Origin of the sequence: Nocardia seriolae NBRC 15557 (genome assembly GCF_007990715.1) — a bacterium.
GTDB classification, from domain to species: Bacteria; Actinomycetota; Actinomycetes; order Mycobacteriales; family Mycobacteriaceae; genus Nocardia; species Nocardia seriolae.
The window spans coordinates 1-19,614 of sequence record NZ_BJWY01000106.1 but is presented as its reverse complement, the minus strand read 5'-3'; the positions used below and the strand labels follow the sequence as shown (position 1 = coordinate 19,614).

Below are 19,614 nucleotides of genomic sequence, written 5' to 3'. Positions count from 1 at the left end.
AACGAGGAGAAGATCGTGACCGATCACCCCACTGTCATCCCCGCCGCCGAGCGCACGGTGCGCAGCGGCGAGTTCGACATCGCCGTCTACGAATACGGCGAACCATCCGCCGAAACCATTGTGCTGGTGCACGGCTGGCCCGACGACAACCACCTCTGGGATCGCGTGGTGCCGCTGCTGGCCGACCGCTTCCACGTGGTCACCTACGACACCCGCGGGCACGGCCGCTCCACCCGCACCGACCGCACCGAGGACTACCGGCTCGAGCACTTCGCCGCTGACTTCTTCGCCGTCGCCGACGCGGTGAGTCCCGCTGCGCCCGTGCACATCCTGGCCCACGACTGGGGTTCGGTGGAGATGTGGGAAGCGGTGTGCGAGCCGCAGGCCGCCGGGCGGGTCGCCTCCTTCACCTCGGTGTCCGGGCCCAACCTGGACCACATCGGCGCCTGGGCGCGATCGAACCTGTCGCGCGGCAAGCTGTGGGGGCCGTTCACCCAGCTGCTGTCCTCGGCCTACACCGGGCTGTTCATGACGCCGGGCGTGCCGCGGGTGGTGCTCAAGCCGCTCGGCACCGAGAAGATGTGGTCGCGGTTCGTCGGGCTGATGAATGAGACCTCCCCGGAGAACGTCAAACTCGGGCCGGAATTCCGCCGCGACTTCTTCGACGGGATGCGCATCTACCGCGCGAACATCCTGCAGCGCATGGCCGATCCGCGCGAGCGGCGCACCGAGGTGCCGGTCCAGCTGATCATCGCGCGCCGCGATGTGGCGGTGCGGCCCGCGGGTTACGGCGACACCAAGGAGTACGCGCCCACCCTGTACCGGCGTGAGGTCGGCGGCGGGCACTGGCTGCCGTTCTCGCATCCGGAGCTGCTGGCCACCTCCACCGCCGAACTCATCGACTCGCTGCGCACGGGGGAGACCCCGCGCGGGCTCAAGCGCGCCGAAGTCGGCACCGAGCAGCGGAGTTTCGAGAACCAACTGCTGGTGATCACCGGCGGCGGCAGCGGCATCGGCCGCGAGACCGCGCTCGCCTTCGCCCGGCGCGGGGCCGAGGTGGTGCTCTCCGACATCAATCTCGACTCGGCCAAGGAAACCGCGGAACTCATTGCGCACGAAGGCGGTACGGCGCACGCCTACCAGCTCGACGTGTCCTCCGCCGAGGCCGTCGACGCGCACGCGGCCGAGGTGATCGCCCTGCACGGGGTGCCCGACATCCTCATCAACAATGCGGGCGTCGGCGCGGCCGGTGGCTTCTTCGACACCTCCGCCGCCGAATTCGACCGGGTGCTCGATATCAACCTGCACGGAGTCATCAACGGCTGCCGCGCCTTCGGCAAGGCCATGGCCGAGCGCGGCCTGGGCGGCCACATCGTCAACCTGTCCTCGATGGCGGCCTACACCCCGCAGCAGGGCTTCGCGGCCTACTCCACCTCCAAGTCGGCCGTGTTCATGTTCTCCGACTGCCTGCGCGCCGAACTGGCCGCCAAGGGCATCGGCGTGCACACCATCTGCCCCGGCATCGTGCACACCAATATCGTTGCCACCACCCGCTTCTCGGGCGTCTCCGTCGAGGAGGAGGCCGCCAAGCAGCAGCGCTACGACAAGCTCTACGCCGCCCGCCGCTACGGCCCGGAAAAGGTGGCCGCCCGGATCGTCAAGGCCGTCGAGAACGACCGCGACGTCGTCCCGGTTACCCCCGAAGCCTGGATGCAATACCGCTTCAACCGCTTCGCCCCGGCCGTCGCCCGCTTCTTCGCGGCCCGGGTCAAGCTGACCTAGCCGGTACCCTGCTCGGGGCTCACACCGTTGGTGAGCCCCGGCAATGGGGTTGCCAGACGGATTTTCCCCGGCGTAGCTTTCCGGCTATAACTCGCGGTCAGAGCGGCTGCGAGCAAGGGGAGGAGATCGACAGTGGCGGGTGGATTGATCTGTGTCGGGGTCGGCATCGGGCTGATCGTCATCATGGCCATCGCCTCGAAGAACCAACCCGACAACGGTCGGCGCAGGCGCGACACGAGCTGGGGATACGGCTCGTCCGGAGGCGACTGGAGCAGCAGTTCGAGCGACAACAGCAGCCTGTGGGCCGATGGGGGCTCGAGCGACAGCGGCAGCCACGGTTGCGGGGGTGGCAGCAGCTGTGGCGGCGGAGGCAGTAGCTGTGGGGGTGGCAGCAGCTGCGGCGGAGGCGGTTGTGGCGGCGGTGCCTGACCGCGTTCACCCCGCCCGCAGCGCCGCCTCGATGGAGTGGACCCGCGCCGCCGGAATGCCCCACGGATGGTCCACTCCGACAACGGTATCCAGATCCCACAGCACGCATTCCTCGCCGAGGCGGGCCACGAACGACCAGGCCACCACCGTGCGCCCCAGCTGATCCGCCATCGGATCGCCCGAGCCGCTGCCCTCGCCATCCGGGAAGTGGTGCAGAAACCGCCCGTACGCGCCGTCGCAGAACCGCGCGTAACGCTTGGTGCACAGAATCAGCCCGTGCCAGGCCTCATCCACCGCATGCGAGGGCATCCCGATCACCCGATCGTCGCGCATCGCCGCCCCGCAGCACCGCAACCACTGCCGCAGACCGGTCTCGACCAGCTCCCGCGGCTCCCACGGGCAGGTCTTGAACACCGCCTCCGGCAATACCAGCGCATCCACGGCTCGATTGATCTGTTCGAGCCGTGGGCGCCGGAAACGGTGCGACAGCATGCCTTACGGTATATCGGCTCCGACATCGGTGCCCTCGTCGGCGTCCTGCCCGCGCGTCACCCGCAGGCTGGTGAAGGTCACGGTGGCCAGGACGACCACGATCACCAGGAGCGAAGCGGCCGTGGGGATTTGGGGGACGCCGGACCAGACGCCGTGGGCCCAGTGCAGGACCAGTTTGACGCCGATGAAGGCGAGGATGGCGGCCAGGCCGTAGGCCAGGTGGACCAGGCGGGACAGGGCGGCGTGCAGGACGAAGTAGAGGGCGCGCAGGCCGAGCAGGGCGAAGGCGTTGGTGGCGAAGACCAGGAAGGGGTCGCCGGTGACGCCGTAGACGGCGGGAACCGAGTCGACGGCGAAGACCACGTCGGTGGCCATGACGGCGGCGACCACCAGGGCCAGGGGGTCAGGGCGCGGCGGAACCTGCCGGGCTCGGCCGGATCCGGTTCGGTGACCACCATTTCGGTGCCGCGGTAGTCATCGGTGACGGGCCAGAAGCGGCGCAGCAGCCGGACCGATTTCATCTCGGCGATGTCGACGTCCTGCTCGTGGCCGCTGAGCGCGTCGGCGAGCAGCTTCACGGCGGTGACCAGCAGGATCAGGCCGAAGAGCAGGAAGGCCCAGTCGAGGGTGGCCAGGGCGGCCGCACCGAGGGCGATGAAGATGCCGCGCAGCACCAGCGCGCCGGCGATGCCGTAGAGCAGCACCCGCTGGGCGAGCGCGGCCGGGACCGCGAAGGCCGACAGCAGCAGCATGAAGATGAACAGGTTGTCCACCGACAGCGACTTCTCCAGCAGATAACCGGTGAAGAACTCCAGCGCGGGGGAGCCGCCGTTGTTGAACCAGAGGAACAGGCCGAACGCGACGTGCAGGGCGATGTAGAAGGCGGTCCAGCCCAGCGCTTCCCGCACGGACACCTCGTGCGGGCGGCGGGTGAGCGCGAAATCGAGAATCAGCAGCGCCAGCACCGCGACGATGGTTCCGCCCCACAACCAGGGCGTACCGACGGTGTCGATGGCGGTGGAACTGGCGAGAACGGACAGGGTGGGACTCATTGGACCTCCTCGGGCATGGGAAACCAGCCGAGGTCTCCTTCACCCACATCCCTGCGAGACACTGCCGTGGGCAACCATCCGGGGGACGCGGCGGCGCGACCCGTACTGACCGGAGTGATTTTGGGAAGTACTCCCCTCTACGCCCGACAGGGTAGTCGACCCTTACCCGCTCGGTCCACCCGACACGCGTGCATCAGCGCGGTGTGAGCACAACTACCGCAATCGGCCGCGTCGTCATCTTCTGATACTGCGTGTACCGGCCCTTGTTGACCTTGTCCACCAGCTGAAAGCGGCGCGCGTACTCCGGATCCTCCGGATAGGTGGCCGTGGCGGTGACCGGGATCCGCTTGGTTCCGACCTGAATCTCGCAGTCCCCCTTGGCCTTCACGTTCGCCAGCCAGCCCGGCGGCCGCGGCGACCCGCCGTTGGACGCGGTCACCAGGTAGTGCTGCCCGTCGCGCGCGTAGGTCAGCGCGTTCGTGCGCGGCTGCCCGGTCTTGCGACCCACCGTCCGCAGCAGCAGCGTCGGGTTACCGAACAGCAGCTTGTGCCCGACCAGTCCATGGCTGTTCTCGTAGATCCACTGATGCCCCCGCAGCACGTTCACGAACAGATTCGCCATCGTTCCTCCTGTGGTCGTGATCGCCGTCCACATTAACGCTTCACGATTCGATCACGATCTGGTGGATACGTTTCCCGGCAGGCTCGCTGGGAAGCCCGAATTTCGCACCACAACAAAAGGATTCACCACCATGACCACCGCCCTCGCCGCACCGATCAAGCCCCGCAACCCGGTGTTGGTGTGGCTCGTCTGGCCCCTCATCACCCTCGGCATCTACTTCCTGGTCTGGTACTTCAAGATCCACAAGGAAATGGCCGAACTCCGCCGCGACCCCGAGGCCCCCGTCGCCGGCCCCCTCCTGGTCATGCTCCTGCTCTCCTGGACCGGCATCGCCCCCATCATCAGCTTCTGGCGCACCGGCACCCGAATCCGCCGATCCCAGGAATCCGCCGGCCTCGAACCCACCTGCACCCCCCTCATCGGCTTCCTCCTCAACTTCGTCTTCGGCCTCGGCATCCTCTACTACCAACTCGAACTCAACAAGATCGCCAACCGCCCCGCCTGACCCCCATCTCCTGCCCCACTTCCCCGGGGCAGGACATTCCCCCCTTCCCCCCGAGTCAACTAGGCATTCCCCCCACCACCGCGGTAACATCGCGACGCCCGCGCATCAGCCGCGGTCCGGGGCGGTAGCTCAGTCGGTTAGAGCCGTGGACTCATAATCCATTGGTCGCGGGTTCGAGCCCCGCCCGCCCCACAAGAAAGCAAAGCCGCAGGTCAATGACCTGCGGCTTTTTGCATTTTCGGCATTGCGCGAACCGATGTCCCACATCGCTCATTCCGGCTCGGGATCGGAATGTGGAGGTCGACAGCCATCCGCCGGCGGCAGTGGCAGCGAAGAGCTGACGAATACTGAAGGCCGGACATGTCGAAAACGGCGAAACAAAGCTGTCGAAAACGGCGAGTTCAAGCTGTCGAAAACGTAGACTCGCGACATGGCCAACTACCGTCCGCGAGTCGCGGATGCCGAGCTGTCCGAGCGGTTGACCTCGATCGGAGCTGTTCTCATCGACGGCCCGAAGGGGTGTGGCAAGACCGAGACCGCACTCCAGCAGGCCCGGAGTTCGGTTCGCTTCGACATCGACCCGAACGCGCGAGCTTTGCTCGGGCTCAACCCGGATGAATTGTTCGATCAGCAGACACCGGTCTTGTTCGACGAATGGCAGCGGGCACCGGAGATCTGGGACCAGGTGCGACGCCATGTCGACGACCTGCGCGGTCGCGGCCTCTACATCCTCACCGGCTCGGCGACACCTCGCGACGAACGCGAGTTGCACTCGGGTGCCGGCCGGATCGGCACACTCCGGATGCGGCCGATGAGCTTGTTCGAGACCGGCCACTCGACCGGCGAAGTGTCCCTGGCCGCGCTGCTGCGGGGAGAAAAACAGCGAGCCAAGCGCGCGACGCTGACTGTTCCCGAAATCATGGAACGAATCGTCGTGGGCGGCTGGCCCGCGCTGCTGGACCGGTCCGAGCGCACCGCTCGTGGCTGGCTGACCGACTACCTCACCCAGATCATCGAGGTCGCTATTCCTGAACTCGGCACCGGTAGGCGCACTCCCGACCGACTGCGACGCACCCTTGCGTCGCTGGGTCGATCGGTCGGGACAGCGATCAAGCTGACCGGTCTCGCAGCCGATATCGCTGGTGACGACAATCGGCCACCGGCGAAGGAGACGGTGTCGGCCTACCTCGATGCGCTGGATCGGTTGAAGCTGACCGAGAATTCGCCGGCGTGGAAGCCGCACATGCGTTCTCGGGTCGAGTTGCGTGAGGCGCCCGTCCGCTATTTCGTCGATCCTTCGCTGGGCACTGCTGCGCTGCGCGTCGGGTCGAAGGATCTGCTGGCCGATATCGAGGCCGCCGGACTCCACTTCGAAGCGATGGTCGTGCGCGACCTCCGTATCTACGCGCAGCCGCTCGATGGCTCGTTGTATTCGTGGCGGGAATCCCACGGTCGCAAGGAAGTTGATGCGATCGTCGAAACACCGGATGGCTGGGCAGCGTTCGAGGTGAAGCTGACCGGCGACCAAGGTGTCATCGATCGCGCGGCGACGGGACTGCTCGACTTCGCCGCCGACATCGATGTTTCGCGGCAGGGGGAACCTGCGGCGCTCGTGGTCGTGACCGCATCCGGTGGGGGTGGCAGACGATCCGACGGGGTTCATGTCGTGCCGATCACGGCGCTGGGGCCCTGAATTGGAGTGTCACTGTGGGCCCGTTGCCGTGTGGCGATTGCCCGGATGGTGATGTCGGGCCCGTCGACCAGCACCGCCCGGTTCGTATGCTGGTCCGTCAGGTCCACAAACAGGGCTGGAAAGCACGAAACCCGCGCCGGAGCGCGGGTTTCGCTGTCTGTTCCCTGGATTGGGGAGCGTCAGATGACGCGGACGTTCTGGGCCTGGGGGCCCTTCTGGCCCTGACCGATCTCGAACTCCACGCGCTGGCCCTCGTCGAGGGACTTGAAGCCGGAGCCGGAGATCGCGGAGTAGTGGACGAAGACATCCGGACCGCCGCCATCCTGCGCGATGAATCCGAAGCCCTTTTCGCCGTTAAACCACTTCACACTGCCTTGCGACATTCTTGTCTTTACTTTCCTGTTGCGAGCCGAGTGATCACGTCAACTACCCGTGCTCGGCATCCAGCATGTCATACTCCGGCCCGGTGCTGAGCAACGACCCAGCTAGTGGCGTGTCGACTCGCGGATATCGGACGGCATCGGCCTGGTCGGGCGGGGTGGTGATGCGATGGAATCGAGGCCGTGCGGGGCGGTGGATGCTGCCGATCCACCGCCTCGACGACTATCGGTGCCCCTCTGACGTCGCGGCTTTCGTGCGGCGACTCATGAGGCGAGCGCGGCGCCGACGAAGGCACCGATGACCGCGCCGATCGCACAACCGACCAGCGCGCCGACCAGGAAGAACCAGATACCGATGATGATGCCGATCACGCAGCCGACCACCGCGCCGAAGAACACACCGGCGGCCACGTCGAAACCGGCCTGATGCATGAACGGCAGATCCTGTGAAGTGGTCGCCGCCACCGTGGGCCCGCCCACCGGGGTGAGGGTCAGCGAGGTGTCGCTGTTCAAGACGGGGGTGACCGACAGGGCCTGACCGGTATCCGAGGTGAGCGTCATCGGAATCGACCCGACGAGCGCGCCGTCGTCGCCGACGACCTGAACCGCATCCGGTGCGAGCACGAAGTGGCCGGAGGCCAGGGTGATCAGGGCGTTGGAGTGATCGGCCGCCAAGGTGGTGGTGTATCCGACCGAGCCATCCACCCCGTTGACCGTGACATCGGCGAGCCCCGCCTCGCCGTGTGCCGTGGCCATGGTTATTCCGGTGGCTGCGATGGCGAATACAGTCGTCGCCATCATTTTCTTGCTGAACATTTCCTTTTCCCATCCGTTCGGGGGTTTTCCTTTGACGTTCCCCCGACGAACGGCACCGGATGTGAGATCAATAATGCGCTCGAACGCGGCCGGTGTCCATGGTCGTAGACGCTGCTGGGGCAGGTTTTTTCAGGCTGCGGCGCTCGACTTCCCGCAGCAGCGCGTGCACCCGCGGGTCGTGGGCGAGGCCGAAATCGAGCACGGTGTTGATCGCACCGCGCAGCAGTGCGTAGGGGATCCAGGCGCGCGGTGAAATGGATTGCGCCGCACGATGTTCGATCGCATCGGCGATGGTGCGCGCCGCCTTCTCGGCGGTGATGCGGGTATTCAGCGGCCCCGGCAGCAGCGCCTCGATCCGTCGGCCCAGGTCGTCGCGATCGAGGGTGGCATGCGTCATTTCGGTCTCGACGATCCCGAAATACGCGATGCCCGCGCTCGCCCCGTGCGGCGCGAGCTCCACCCGCAGCGCGCGACCCAGCTGTTCCACCGCCGCCTTGCTGATCATGTAGGGCGCACCGCCCATCCCCGGCGCGAAGGCCGCGCAGGAGGATACGACCACCACGTGGCCGTGCGCGGTGATGATGTGGTCGAGCGCCGGGTGCACGGTATTGAAGACGCCGGTGAGGTTGATATCGAGCACCAGGTCGAAGTCGGCGGGGTCGATGGTGCGCAGGGTCGCGGGCCGCGGCACCACGCCCGCGTTCGCCACCACCATGTCGAGGTGGCCGAAATAGGCGGCCGCCTGGTGGATCGCCTCGGCCATGGCGGCCCGGTCGGACACGTCGGCGATCACCGGCAGCGCCCGCTCGCCCAGGGCGGTGGCCAGCGAGGTGGCGGCGTGTGCGTCGACATCGACGATCGCGACCGACGCTCCCCGGCGGTGCAGGATGGTGGCGAGTTCACGCCCGATGCCCTGCCCGGCGCCGGTGATGAGGGCCACCCGCCCGGCGGGCCGGAAGGGTCCGGGGCCGGCGAGACAGCGCGGAGTGGACATCAGCGGCTCATTTCCCTGGTCGTGACGGCATAGGATGCGGCGTCGAATCGCCGGGTGCGCCAGCGGTATTCGAAGCTCCAGTTGGGGTACAGCCCCGCATTGCGGCCGTCGGCGGTGGTGTAGTAGCTCTGGCAGCCGCCGGTCAGCCAGACGCTGTCGGCGCTGCGGCGGTCCATTTCGTCGAGGAACTCGTCCTGCACCTCGGGGCGCAGTTCGATGCGGGTGATCGCGTTGTCGCGCATGAGCCGCAGCGCATCGACGATGTAGGCGATCTGGGATTCGATCATGTAGATGGCGGATTGGTTCCCCGCCGCCCCGAACGGCCCCAGGGTGCAGAAGAAGTTGGGGAATCCGGCGACGGTCGCGCCCAGATAGCTTTGCGGCTCACGGTGATACAGGTCGGCGATGGATGGCCCGTGCCGACCGACGTAGCGGTGGTAGGCCGACGGGATCGAGGTGAAGCCGGTGCCGAAGATGATGGTGTCGACCGGATGCTCGGTGCCGTCGCGCAGCACGATCGAGCGCGGCCGGACCTCGGCGATGGTATCGGTGATGACCTCGACATTGGGCCGGTCCAGGGCGGGGAGGTAGGCGTCGGAGAAGATGGCCCGCTTGCAGCCGATGATGTAATCGGGTGTCACCGTCTTGCGTAGCGCGGGATCTCGCACCTGGCGCAGCAGTTGTAGTCGCCCGAGCGCCTCGTAAGGATGCCGGAACCGCTTGTCCACCAGGGATATCAGGCCGAATCCCTCGATGGCGGCGTACCAGCCGCCACGTATCGCCCGCTGCGCCAGCGGAATCCGGCGCAGCAGCAGTCGCTCCAAGCCCAGGGTGGGCCGATCCAGGCGCGGCACGATCCAGGGTGCGGAGCGCTGGAACAGCAGCAGCCGCGCCACCGTCGGCTGGATCTCCGGCACGAACTGCACCGCCGACGCGCCGGTTCCGATCACGGCCACCCGTTCGCCGGTGAGGTCGTGGTCGTGATCCCAGTGCAGGGAGTGGAATGCCGTGCCCTCGAAGCTGTCCAGCCCCGGCAGCTCGGGATACTTGGCCTCGGCGAATATGCCCGCCGCCGAGATCAGGACGTCCGCGGTGAGCGCACCGCGGCTGGTCTCCACCCGCCAGACGGAGCCGTCTTCGTCCCACCTGGCGTCCAGCAGCTCCGTGCCGAATCGGATGTGCCGCAACACATCGTGGTTTCGAGCGACCCGCCGCAGGTACTCCAGGATCTCCGGCTGCCGTCCATAGGTCCGCGACCAATCCGGATTCGGCGCGAACGAGTAGCTGTACAACTGCGACGGCACATCGCAGGCGCAGCCGGGATAGGTATTGGCCCGCCAGGTCCCGCCCAGGTCCGCGGCGCGCTCGAGTATCACCAGATCCTCGAACCCGGCCTCCCGGAGTTTCACGGCGAGCCCGATGCCGCTGAATCCGGCACCGACGATCGCGATCCGCACGTGGGCGGGCATGATCGAATCATCCGAGGGCACAGCTGTCTCCGTTTCAATCGACATGAATGTTCCCGAGGCTCAGAGATCGAGGACGAGCGCGTCACCGGCGGCGCGGGACACGCAGAGCAGCATGCGGTCCGCCCGCTCGGCGGCGGTCAGCAGCCGGTCGCGGTGGTCCACCTCGCCCGCGCGCACCCCGACCTTGCAGGTTCCGCAGAAGCCTTGACGGCACGAGTAATTCACCTCCGGCAGGACGCGCCGGACGGCGGCCAGTGCGGTCTCCTCCGCGCCGACGCGCACGGTCCGGCCGCTGCGCGCCAGGGTGAGGTCGAACGCACGCCCGTCGACCACCGGCTGCGCCGAAAATCGTTCCGTATGCAGCGATCCCGTCGGATCCAGCTCGAACCGGCACCGCTGCGCCGCCGCCAGCATGGCGGGCGGACCGCACACATACACGGCCGCCCCCGGCGCGGCCCGCGCGATGAGCGCCGCCACATCCGGTGCCCCGAACTCGTCATCGGGCCGAATATCGGCCTCCGGCAACTCATCCAGGAACGGCATCGACGCCCGCGACCGCCCGGCGTACACCAGCCGCCCCCGCGGCCCGGCCGCCCGCACCATGGGCAGTATCGGCGTGATCCCGATCCCGCCCGCCAAGAACAGGTACGACGGCGCATCCACCAGTGTGAAGGCATTCCGCGGCCCCCGAAGCCGCACCCGGTCACCGGCCCACAGAACCTCGTGCACCTCCTGGGACCCGCCCTCGCCGTCCGGCATCAACCGCACCGCAATCCGATACCGCCGTCGATCCGCCGGATCCCCGCACAGCGAATACTGCCGCTGCCGCCCCGACGGCAGGAACACATCCACATGCGCCCCCGGCCGCCAACTCGGCAGCTCCCGCCCCTCCGCGGCCCGCAGCGTCACCACCAGCACATCCGCCACCGGCCGTTCCAACTTCTCGACCACGGTCGCCAGCTCGAACCCACTGCGTCGCACCGGATTCGGCGGTGACAACAGAGGCGCGGCCACCCCGGCCACGAATACCCGCTTGTATGCGTCCATCGCCCCACCCAGCACCCGCAAACCCAGCGGCTGGGCACCGGCGGCCCCGGCCGGGTGCGCTACGTTCCACGCGCTCATTCGGCTGCCGCCCGGGCCGCGGGGGAGTGCGCGAGGTAGCGCAGGGCCGAGTCCATCGGACCCAGTTGGGACGGATGGAATCCCGGGCGCAGGTAGCGCGGGATTTCGGTGAGGAAGACCGTCCAGCTCGGAATCACGCCGCGCCGGGTCGCGTTCAGGAACTGCCGGCCCCAGAACCGGCCCTTGTCGGGCGAGGGGTCCTGCCGATACAGGTAGCCGGTCGAGATGATGAACAGCGGCAGCAGGGCCAGGCTGGCCAGCACACCGGTTCGGGCTTTGCGCAGGTAGCCGCCGTCGAGGTACATGTACGCGTCGTAGACGACGCTGCGGTGTTCGACTTCCTCGGCGCCGTGCCAGCGGACCAGGTCCAGCATTGCCGGGTGCATGCCCTTGGCTTCGAGAATGTCCGCCTCGAGCAGCCATTCGCCGAGGACCGCGGTGTAGTGCTCCATGCCCGCGAAGAGCCCGAGGCGTTCCTTGAGCCACTGTTCCCTGGCGCGGCCGGTGAGGCCGTGGTCGCCCAGGATCCGATCCACCAGCCAGGCAATGGCTTTCACATAGGAGTCGACGTCCAGGCCCAGGGATTGCAGGTGCCTGCGGGCCGCCTCGTGGCTGCTGGCGTGCATGGATTCCTGGCCGACGAAGCCGGTCACCTCCTCGCGCAGCCGCTCGTCGTGGATATGGGGCAGAGCCTCGGAAAGGGCCTGCGCCATGGCCCGTTCGCCCTCGGGGAGCACCAGGTGCATGACGTCGACAATGTGGGTTGCCAGTACTTCGCCCGGAATGTAGTGCAGCGGAACGGATTCGAAGTCGAATCGGACGTAGCGGGCGGCGATGGCATGCGCTTCGTCGCTGTAGTGGCGCCGCGTTGCGCCAGCCTTGTCAGCCATGGACGAACCGTGCAGCGCAACAAATCGCATTGCAATGTTGCAGCTACAAAATCCACGAGATTGTTGCATCGGGCCGCCCGCCTGCTAGCGTGGATCCGGTGACGACCGCCTCGAAACCCCCGCTGACCCGCACGGATGCCGCCGATGACATCGAGACGCGGATCCTGGACGCGGCGCTGGTGCAGTTCCAGAAGGTCGGGGTCAAGAAGTCGACCATCGAGGATGTGGCCAAGCAGGCCGGGGTCGACCGGGTGACCGTCTACCGCCGGGTGGGCTCGCGCGACGATCTGGTGCAGGCCGTCGTCAGCCGTGAGGTCGCGGCACTGCTGGCCGACCTCGCGAGCATGCCCGACCGGCACGACGACCTGGACGGTCTGGTCGCCGACATCTTCGCCACGGTCATCACCCGCTGGCGGGCGCACCCGCTGGTCGAGCGCCTGCTCGCGGTCGAGCCGGATCGAATCCTGGTGAAGCTCACCGTCGAAGGCGCGACCGTCTTCGCCATGTCCGTCGCGGCCACCGTCGCTATTCTCGAGCGGGCCGCCCGCAAGGGCCTGTTCGAGGCCCCGGCGGATCTGGCGGCCCGCACCGAGATCGGCTGCCGCATAGTGCATTCGCTGATCCTGGTGCAGGGCGGCGCGGCCGGTCTCGAAACCGCCGACGAGCTGGGCGAATTCGCGCGCAAATATCTGGTGCCGATCCTCGCGGGGTAGGCCGCCGGGTGTGATGCGGACCGCATCTTGCCCTACCCCTACGTAACCGTAGGTTTGCCGTTTGTAAGCTGGCCTTGCGATTCGATCCGACGAGGGAGCGACCGAGGTCATGACAGCTGTACCCGTGACCATGTGCACGGCATTTCAGGCGACCATCGCCCGCAGCCCCGAGGCGGTCGCGGTGCGCACCGCGGGGGACGGGGTCACCATGACCTTCCGGGAATGGGGTGTGCGGGCGCGGGAACTGGCCGCGGGGTTCGCGGCACTGGGCGTCGGGCGCGGCTCGAAGGTCGCGCTGATGATGACCAATCGGCCCGAGTTCTATCCCGTCGACACCGCCGTCGTGCACCTGGGCGGGGTTCCCTTCTCGATGTACAACACGTCCTCGCCGGAGCAGATCCACCATTTGCTGAGCGATTCCGGGGCCACCGTCGTGGTGTGCGAGGCGCAGTTCCTGCCCGCCATCGAAAAGGCCCGCGCGGGCACCGGGGTCCGCTTCATCGTCTGCATCGACGGCGAGGGCGGCATGAGCCTGGCCGAGCTGGCCGCGGCCGCCGACCCGGACTTCGACTTCGAATCCTGCTGGCGGGCAGTCGAACCCGACGACGTGCTGACCCTCATCTACACCTCGGGCACCACCGGAGCACCCAAGGGCGTCCAGATCACCCACGCCAATATGGTGGCCATGGTCGACGCCAGCATCCGGCTGGCCGACGCCACCGCCGACGAGCGGGTGCTGTCGTTCCTGCCGTCGGCGCACATCGCGGACCGCTGGTCGGCGCTGTATCTGTGCAGGGCACTGGGCAATACCGTCACCACGGTCGCCGAGCGCGCCGGATTCGCTCCCGGACTGGCCGATTGCCGCCCCACCCTGCTCGGCGCGGTACCGCAGGTGTGGCAGAAACTACGCACCGGGATCGAGGAGAAGCTGGGCGAGGCGACCGGCGTCAAGGCCGGGCTCGCGAAATGGGCTGTGGGTGTGGGCCGCCGGTACTCCGACGCCCGGCTGGACGGCGATCGCATCGGACCCGGGCTGCGCGCGAGCCACGCCATCGCGGACCGGCTGGTGCTCTCGAAGGTGCGCGCGGCGCTCGGCCTGGACAGCCTGAAGGTCGCCATCTCCGGCGCGGCCCCCGTCTCGACCGAATTGCTGCGCTGGTTCAACGGTTTCGGCATCGAGGTCAGCGACGCCTGGGGGATGAGCGAGGTCTCGGGCATGGGGTCGATCTGCCCGCCCGGGCGGTTCCGGCTCGGCACCGTCGGAAAACCCTTGGACGGCTTGGATGTTCGCATCGCCGAGGACGGCGAGGTCTTGGTGCGCGGCCCGCTGGTCATGAAGGGCTACCTCAACCGGCCCGAGCAGACGGCCGAGGTGATCGACGCCGACGGCTGGCTGCACACCGGCGACATCGGGGACCTCGACGGCGACGGCTACCTCCGGATCGTCGACCGCAAGAAGGAACTCATCATCAATGCCGGCGGCAAGAACATGTCCCCGGCCACCATCGAGAACTGGGTCAAGGCGTTCAGCCCGCTGGTGGCGCAGGCCATCGCGGTGGGCGACAACCGCAAATACAATGTCGCCCTGATCGCGCTGGACCCGGACGCCGTCGGCGGATTCGCCGAAAAGCACGGGCTGGCAGCCGATCCCACGCTGCTGGCCACGCACCCCGAGATGGAGATCATGATCAGCGCGGCCGTCAGCGCCGCCAATGCGAAGCTGTCGCGGGTCGAGCAGATCAAGAAGTTCCGTATCGTGCCGGAGTTCTGGCAGCCGGGCAGTGAGCTGCTCACCCCCACGATGAAGCCGCGCCGCAAGCCGATTCACGCCCGCTACGCGAACCTCATCGAGGAGCTGTACGCCTGAGCCGGGTTACGCACGGCCCGAGCCGGTTACAGTACGGCCTGGGTCTGGGTCACCTTGGCCACGAGTTTGCCCGCGTCGTCCCGGATTTCGGTCTCCACCACGATGAAACCGCGCCCCGCGTGCAACGGTGTCGCCGTCGCGGTGGCGTGGCCGGAGCGCAGCGCCCGCACGAAATTCGTCTTGGACTCCACCGTGGTCGTCCCCTGCTTGCCCGCGGGCAGATTCAGGTACGCGCACACCGCGGCCGTCGCATCGGCCAGTGCCATGAGCGCACCCCCGTGCATGGAACCGCCCAGCGTGCACAGGTTCTCGCGCCATTCCAGGCGGCTGCGCACCAGCTCCGGACCGCAGCCCAGCACCCGCACCCCGAGCCCCTCGGTGAACGGCATGGTGGCGAACAACTGCGCGCCCACCGGGTCGGTGGCGATATCGGTGTCGGTCATGACATCGACCGTGCCCGACGGCCGGGGCGGAGTCGATTACCTCGCAGGTAATGGAGCGCGAGCGCGGTACACGGCCGGGAATCCGCGGTTCTGACAGACTCGGCCCGTGCAGGTTGGTGTGCTGGGGCCGGTTTCGGTCCATGCGGAGGACGGAAGCCCGGTGCGGATACCGGGGTTCCGGGTGCGGATGTTGCTGGCGCGTCTGGCGCTGGAGTCGGGGCGGGATGTGCCGGTGACGGCGCTGATCGACGGTTTGTGGGGAGAGGAGCCGCCCGCGGACGCGGCGGGAGCGTTGCAGGCCCCTGGTGTCGCGGCTGCGCAAGGCGTTGCGCGGAGTGGGTGCGGTGGACTTCGGGACCGGCGGGTACCGGCTGCCCGAGGTAACGGCGGATGCCGACCGGTTCGAGGAACTGGTGCGGCAGGGACGCGGGGAATTGGCGGCGGATCGCGCTGAGGCGGCCGCCCGGCTGCTGGGCGAGGCGATCGGGCTGTGGCGGGGACCCGCGCTCGGGGATGTCATGGACGCGCCCTTCGCGCCGACCGCCGCGACCCGCCTGGACGACCTGCGCGCCGCCGCCGTCGAGGATCGTTTCGAGGCCGAGCTCCAATTGGGCCGCCACGCCGAGGTTCTCACCGATCTCGACGGCGCGGCCGCGGGCAATCCGCTCAGCGAACGGCTGGCCGGGCTGCGCATGCGGGCCCTCGCCGCGGCCGGGCGGCAGTCCGACGCGCTGGCCGTGTACGAGGACATGCGGGCGCGGCTGGACGAGGAGCTGGGCATCGACCCCTCCGCGGCACTGCGCGACACCCATCTGGCGCTGCTCCGCGGCGAGCTCGAAATCCCGGCCCCGCGCCGGGAACCCGTGACCAGGACGCTGCCGGTGCGGCTGACCGGATTCATCGGCCGCGACCGCGAACTGACGGAACTGGCCGCGCTGTTGGCGGATTCGCGCCTGGTCACCATTGTCGGCCCCGGCGGCGCGGGCAAGACTCGGCTGGCCCTCGAGGCCATGGACCGGCCCGGCGCCGACGCCGTGTTCTTCGTCCCGCTGGCCGAACTGGGCGCGCCTGATCAACTCGCCGACGCCGTGGCGGGCGCACTCGACAGCGCCACCGCCGAACGGCCCGGCAAGACCGCCCGGCTGATCGAACTCCTCGACGTCGGCCCGGCCGTGCTGGTACTCGACAATTGCGAGCACATCATCGCCGCCGCGGCCGAACTCGCCGAACGCCTGCTGGACCGGCTGCCGCAGCTGCGCGTGCTGGCCACCAGCCGCGAACCCCTGGCCATCACCGGCGAGGCGCTGTGCCACCTCGGCCCGCTCGACCCGCCGGTCGACACCACGGATCCGGCCGTGGCACAGCGCTCTTCGGCGGTCCGGCTGTTCACCGACCGCGCCGTCGCCATCCGCCCCGGCTTCGTCCTCGACGATGCCACCGTCGGCCCGGTGGTGGAGATCTGCCGCCGACTCGACGGCCTCCCACTGGCTCTGGAGCTGGCCGCCGCCAAACTGCGCGCCATGAGCGTCGACCAGGTCGCGCGCCGCCTCGGCGACCGCTTCCGCCTGCTCGCCTCCGGCAGCCGCACCGCCCTGCCCCGCCAGCGCACCCTGCTCGCCCTGGTGGAATGGAGCTGGGACCTGCTGGAGGAGCCCGAAAAGGTCTTGGCCCGAAGGTTTTCCAGCTTCCCCGGCGGCGCGACCGCCGAGGCCCTCGGAGCCGTCTGCGCGGATTCGGACCTCGCCGACGCCGACATACCGTACCTGCTCGACACCCTCGTCGAGAAGTCCCTGGTCACCGTCACAACGGACGAGCCGCCGCGCTATCGCATGCTGGAAACCATCCGCGCCTACGCCGCCGACCGGCTCGCCGAGTCCACCGACCGGCCGGCCGCGCGCTTCGCCGACTACTACCTCACCCTCGCCGAACACCACGAACCCCGACTGCGGACCGCCGAACAACTCGACGCCATAACCCTTTTCGACGCCGAGCACGCCAATATGGCCGCCGCACTGCGCTCCACGCTCGGCGAGACCTCCGCGCCCGATCCGGCGATCGCCGCCCGGCTGGTGCGAGCCATGTTCTGGTACTGGGGAATTCGTGGCATGAGTACGCAGTTCGAGACCGCGCTCACCGCGGTGCAGCGTTTCGGCGACGAACTGCCCGACCGCGCCCGCGCCGCCTTCCCGGTGATCGCGCTCATGGCCGGTGCGCCACCGGCCGGGAGCTCGCTGGCGGCCCTGATCGAGGACTGTGTGAATTCGGGCGGCTTGGAATACCACCAGGCCATGCCGGTCTGGACCGCGTTCATGGCGGCCCGCGCCGAGGACGAGAAGCTGTCCGAACACCGTCTCGAGCAGGCGATGGCCTGGCCGGATCCCTGGGTGCGGGCCAGCGCGCAGCTCGCCCGCGATATCGAGCTGACCGGGCAGGGGCGACTGCCCGCGGGCGCCGAGGCGCGCCGCGCCGCGTTGTCCGGTTTCGAGACCGTCGGCGACCGCTGGGGTCTGGGCGTGGCGCTGCTGGCCATCGGCCGCGACCACGCCCTGTGCGGCGAGCACGAACAGGCCCTCGCCGCCTTCGGGCGCGCCGTGACCCTGGCCTCCGAACTCGACACCGAGGACGACATTCTCGCCGCCCGCGCGGCTCTGGCCGAGGAACGCATGCGCGGCGGCGAACGCGCCGCCGCCGAACGCGATATCGAGGCCGCGCGACGCCTGGCCGCCGATTCCGGCTTCGCCCGGCTCTCGGCCGTCATCCTCTTCTCCAGCGCCGAACTACACCGCCGCAGCGGCGATCTCACCCGCGCCGACCGCGACCTGGACCACCTCGAACACCGCATCCGCCGCCTGCCCTACCCGGAATCCATGGCCGCCCACCGCATTGCGGTCGCCCGCCTCCACAACCGTCTCACCGCGGCAGACCCCGTCTCGGCCCGTGCCCTCCTGCCCGCCGTCATCGCGGGCTCCCTCGGCTACGGCGACGCGGCCTCCGCCGCCCTGGCCGTGGCCCACTCCGCCGAACTCCTGGCGAAACTCCGCCTCCTGGAAGGCGATCCACCCGCCGCCGCCTCCGCTCTCGGTCTCATCGAGGTCCTTCGCGGCACCTTCGACCACGGCGAACCCGAACTCGCCACCCTGATCGCCACCCTGCGAACCACCCTCGGTGACGCCGAATACGACCGCGCCTACCGCCGGGGCGCGGATATGCCGAGAGCCGACGCGCTGGCTCGCCTGGCCGAGGAGGCCGCGCACTGATCCGCGAAACGGCCGGGGCCTCACGGAATCGCCTCCGGTAAGACGGATTTCGTGAGACCCCGGCCGACCGGCTCAGCCGAGGCGGGCGAGCTCAGGGGACGCGGGTGAAGACGCGGCCCGCGAGATCGATGGCGGTGATCTCGCCGTGGTCGTCGCGGCTGAAGAAGCCGCGCTGGCCCTGGAACGAGCCCGCGGTGATGACGTATTCGTCGCCGTCGCCGGGGAGCAGGCCGAAGGGGAACGGCGGGTGATCCTGCGGGATCTCGGCGCCGCCGGCGGCGCGGATCTCCGGCTTGACCTTGCATTCGAGGTAGAGCTGAGGGCCGTCGGCATAGCAGGTCATGGTCATGGCGTCGATGTCGTAGACGCCGAACAGTTCCGGGGCGCGGGCGGGGTCGAAGGGGAGCGGCTCGGGGTCGCGGTCGACGACACCGAGGTAGTGCTCGAGCGCCCAGCGGATGATGGCCTGGTTGGCGGGGATGCCGTCGGGGCTGGCATTGGAGAGCACGACCACGGCAATCGCGTTCGGGAGCCAGCTGGAAGTTGGCGAACTGGCCGAAGCCCGAGCCGTCGTGGCCGACCGTGCGGACACCGTCGACGTCACGCAGCATCCAGCACAGGCCGAAGGCATCGGCCATGGTGCTGGCGCGCAATTCGACCGTGGGTCGGCGCATCCGATGCAGGACGTCGGTCGGCAGCACCGTCTCGCCGTGTTCGCCGCGGCCGTCGCCCAGATGGAATCGGCCCCAGCGCAACAGATCCGAGACCGTGGAGCCCAGCCCGCCACCGGGGTTGTTGGCGCGGCTGCTCTTCCAGGTCCGCGAGACCTCCAGCGCCCCGTCCTCGCGGCGCTCGTGCCCGGCGGCGAAGCGGCGGGTCATCACATCGCCCTGGAAGTAGAAGCTCTCGCGCAGCCCGACCGGCGCGAAAACCGTTTCGGCGACCACCTTTTCGAACGGCTCACCGGTCACCTTCTCGATGACGCGGCCGAGCAGGTTGAAGCCCGCCTGGCTGTAGGACGGCCGCTCGCCCGGCGCGGCGATCAGCGGCAGGTCCACGAGCGTCGCGACGAAGGCGGCTAGTAC

At 68.6% G+C, this 19,614-nt stretch carries 17 protein-coding genes, 1 tRNA gene and 3 pseudogenes; 7 read left to right on the top strand and 14 right to left on the bottom strand.

The features are described from left to right. Positions 1–12 precede the first annotated feature (12 nt). Positions 13–1,782, top strand: a complete 1,770-nt coding sequence (locus NS2_RS26690; RefSeq protein ID WP_052086217.1) for an SDR family oxidoreductase — start codon at positions 13–15, stop codon at positions 1,780–1,782. On the opposite strand, the gene NS2_RS36300 is transcribed toward NS2_RS26690, so the two are convergent. The 5 genes and pseudogenes from NS2_RS36300 to NS2_RS26670 all read right to left on the bottom strand — a co-directional run bounded on the left by NS2_RS36300 (position 1,779) and on the right by NS2_RS26670 (position 4,377). Continuing rightward, positions 1,779–2,072, bottom strand: coding sequence for a hypothetical protein (locus NS2_RS36300; RefSeq protein ID WP_033087017.1), 294 nt, complete (start codon positions 2,070–2,072; stop codon positions 1,779–1,781). The two genes, NS2_RS26690 and NS2_RS36300, sit on opposite strands and share 4 nt — an antisense overlap. 145 nt (positions 2,073–2,217) lie before the next feature. Then, positions 2,218–2,703: a glycine-rich domain-containing protein gene (locus tag NS2_RS26680; protein WP_033087016.1), complete on the bottom strand. Its 486-nt coding sequence runs from the start codon at positions 2,701–2,703 to the stop codon at positions 2,218–2,220. Between the two features lie 111 nt (positions 2,704–2,814). After that, positions 2,815–3,078: pseudogene (locus NS2_RS38770) on the bottom strand (TerC family protein); the annotation flags it as partial. Positions 3,079–3,269: 191 nt separating this feature from the next. Next, positions 3,270–3,755: pseudogene (locus tag NS2_RS38765) on the bottom strand (TerC family protein); the annotation flags it as partial. Positions 3,756–3,948: 193 nt separating this feature from the next. Further along, positions 3,949–4,377 carry a nitroreductase family deazaflavin-dependent oxidoreductase gene (locus NS2_RS26670; protein ID WP_033087039.1) on the bottom strand — a complete coding sequence of 143 codons (429 nt, stop codon included), beginning with the start codon at positions 4,375–4,377 and terminating at the stop codon, positions 3,949–3,951. Positions 4,378–4,507: 130 nt separating this feature from the next. Between NS2_RS26670 and NS2_RS26665 the strand changes: the two genes are divergently transcribed. The 3 genes from NS2_RS26665 (at position 4,508) to NS2_RS26655 (ending at position 6,575) form a co-directional block, all read left to right on the top strand. Beyond that, complete coding sequence (locus tag NS2_RS26665) at positions 4,508–4,882, top strand: DUF4234 domain-containing protein (protein ID WP_045437527.1); 375 nt, start codon at positions 4,508–4,510, stop codon at positions 4,880–4,882. A gap of 118 nt (positions 4,883–5,000) precedes the next feature. After that, positions 5,001–5,074: transfer RNA gene (locus NS2_RS26660), tRNA-Ile, on the top strand. A gap of 286 nt (positions 5,075–5,360) precedes the next feature. Further along, the gene (locus NS2_RS26655) at positions 5,361–6,575 is read left to right on the top strand and encodes an ATP-binding protein (RefSeq protein WP_081985792.1); all 1,215 of its coding nucleotides are present in this window, start codon (positions 5,361–5,363) and stop codon (positions 6,573–6,575) included. A gap of 179 nt (positions 6,576–6,754) precedes the next feature. Here the strand turns inward: NS2_RS26655 and NS2_RS26650 are convergent, their stop codons facing one another. From NS2_RS26650 to NS2_RS26625, 6 genes are all read right to left on the bottom strand, one after another. Continuing rightward, positions 6,755–6,958 carry a cold-shock protein gene (locus NS2_RS26650; protein WP_033087014.1) on the bottom strand — a complete coding sequence of 68 codons (204 nt, stop codon included), beginning with the start codon at positions 6,956–6,958 and terminating at the stop codon, positions 6,755–6,757. A gap of 261 nt (positions 6,959–7,219) precedes the next feature. Then, complete coding sequence (locus NS2_RS26645) at positions 7,220–7,771, bottom strand: DUF8020 domain-containing protein (RefSeq protein ID WP_033087013.1); 552 nt, start codon at positions 7,769–7,771, stop codon at positions 7,220–7,222. 67 nt (positions 7,772–7,838) lie between these two features. Further along, complete coding sequence (locus NS2_RS26640) at positions 7,839–8,765, bottom strand: short-chain dehydrogenase/reductase (protein WP_052086216.1); 927 nt, start codon at positions 8,763–8,765, stop codon at positions 7,839–7,841. Beyond that, the gene (locus tag NS2_RS26635) at positions 8,765–10,279 is read right to left on the bottom strand and encodes a flavin-containing monooxygenase (protein WP_373456076.1); all 1,515 of its coding nucleotides are present in this window, start codon (positions 10,277–10,279) and stop codon (positions 8,765–8,767) included. The genes NS2_RS26640 and NS2_RS26635 overlap by 1 nt, the downstream gene beginning before the upstream one ends. 15 nt (positions 10,280–10,294) lie before the next feature. Next, entirely contained in the window at positions 10,295–11,359 is a 1,065-nt protein-coding gene (locus tag NS2_RS26630; RefSeq protein ID WP_147207321.1) for a PDR/VanB family oxidoreductase, read from the bottom strand. Continuing rightward, a complete protein-coding gene (locus tag NS2_RS26625) occupies positions 11,356–12,249 on the bottom strand; it encodes a metal-dependent hydrolase (protein ID WP_081985790.1) in 894 nt (297 codons plus the stop codon). Before NS2_RS26625 ends, NS2_RS26630 begins: the two co-directional genes overlap by 4 nt. A 98-nt stretch (positions 12,250–12,347) precedes the next feature. Here NS2_RS26625 and NS2_RS26620 point away from each other — a divergent pair, with 98 nt between their 5' ends. Both NS2_RS26620 and NS2_RS26615 read left to right on the top strand, forming a co-directional pair. Further along, positions 12,348–12,962 (top strand): TetR/AcrR family transcriptional regulator, encoded by a 615-nt coding sequence (locus tag NS2_RS26620; RefSeq protein WP_036545780.1) that lies wholly within the window; start codon positions 12,348–12,350, stop codon positions 12,960–12,962. A gap of 109 nt (positions 12,963–13,071) precedes the next feature. Next, the gene (locus NS2_RS26615; protein ID WP_071343868.1) at positions 13,072–14,829 is read left to right on the top strand and encodes an AMP-dependent synthetase/ligase; all 1,758 of its coding nucleotides are present in this window, start codon (positions 13,072–13,074) and stop codon (positions 14,827–14,829) included. Between the two features lie 26 nt (positions 14,830–14,855). Here NS2_RS26615 and NS2_RS26610 read toward each other — a convergent pair whose 3' ends face one another. Then, complete coding sequence (locus NS2_RS26610) at positions 14,856–15,272, bottom strand: PaaI family thioesterase (RefSeq protein WP_033087009.1); 417 nt, start codon at positions 15,270–15,272, stop codon at positions 14,856–14,858. A gap of 305 nt (positions 15,273–15,577) precedes the next feature. Between NS2_RS26610 and NS2_RS26605 the strand changes: the two genes are divergently transcribed. Continuing rightward, positions 15,578–18,529, top strand: a complete 2,952-nt coding sequence (locus NS2_RS26605; RefSeq protein WP_202969069.1) for an ATP-binding protein — start codon at positions 15,578–15,580, stop codon at positions 18,527–18,529. Positions 18,530–18,620: 91 nt separating this feature from the next. Here NS2_RS26605 and NS2_RS37880 read toward each other — a convergent pair whose 3' ends face one another. Both NS2_RS37880 and NS2_RS38535 read right to left on the bottom strand, forming a co-directional pair. Beyond that, positions 18,621–19,043, bottom strand: a complete 423-nt coding sequence (locus tag NS2_RS37880) for a hypothetical protein (RefSeq protein ID WP_228102693.1) — start codon at positions 19,041–19,043, stop codon at positions 18,621–18,623. Positions 19,044–19,137: 94 nt separating this feature from the next. Continuing rightward, a pseudogene (locus NS2_RS38535) lies at positions 19,138–19,587 on the bottom strand (serine hydrolase domain-containing protein); the annotation flags it as partial. Positions 19,588–19,614 lie beyond the last annotated feature (27 nt).

Excerpts from the sequence above, each read along its gene's own strand:
- NS2_RS26640 (WP_052086216.1), bottom strand. The coding sequence starts at position 8,765 with ATGTCCACTCCGCGCTGTCTCGCCGGCCCCGGACCCTTCCGGCCCGCC.
- NS2_RS26615 (WP_071343868.1), top strand. The coding sequence starts at position 13,072 with ATGACAGCTGTACCCGTGACCATGTGCACGGCATTTCAGGCGACCATC.
- NS2_RS26645 (WP_033087013.1), bottom strand. The coding sequence starts at position 7,771 with ATGTTCAGCAAGAAAATGATGGCGACGACTGTATTCGCCATCGCAGCC.
- NS2_RS26680 (WP_033087016.1), bottom strand. The coding sequence starts at position 2,703 with ATGCTGTCGCACCGTTTCCGGCGCCCACGGCTCGAACAGATCAATCGA.
- NS2_RS26610 (WP_033087009.1), bottom strand. The coding sequence starts at position 15,272 with ATGACCGACACCGATATCGCCACCGACCCGGTGGGCGCGCAGTTGTTC.
- NS2_RS26650 (WP_033087014.1), bottom strand. The coding sequence starts at position 6,958 with ATGTCGCAAGGCAGTGTGAAGTGGTTTAACGGCGAAAAGGGCTTCGGA.
- NS2_RS26635 (WP_373456076.1), bottom strand. The coding sequence starts at position 10,279 with ATGTCGATTGAAACGGAGACAGCTGTGCCCTCGGATGATTCGATCATG.
- NS2_RS26665 (WP_045437527.1), top strand. The coding sequence starts at position 4,508 with ATGACCACCGCCCTCGCCGCACCGATCAAGCCCCGCAACCCGGTGTTG.
- NS2_RS26670 (WP_033087039.1), bottom strand. The coding sequence starts at position 4,377 with ATGGCGAATCTGTTCGTGAACGTGCTGCGGGGGCATCAGTGGATCTAC.
- NS2_RS26630 (WP_147207321.1), bottom strand. The coding sequence starts at position 11,359 with ATGAGCGCGTGGAACGTAGCGCACCCGGCCGGGGCCGCCGGTGCCCAG.
- NS2_RS26625 (WP_081985790.1), bottom strand. The coding sequence starts at position 12,249 with ATGGCTGACAAGGCTGGCGCAACGCGGCGCCACTACAGCGACGAAGCG.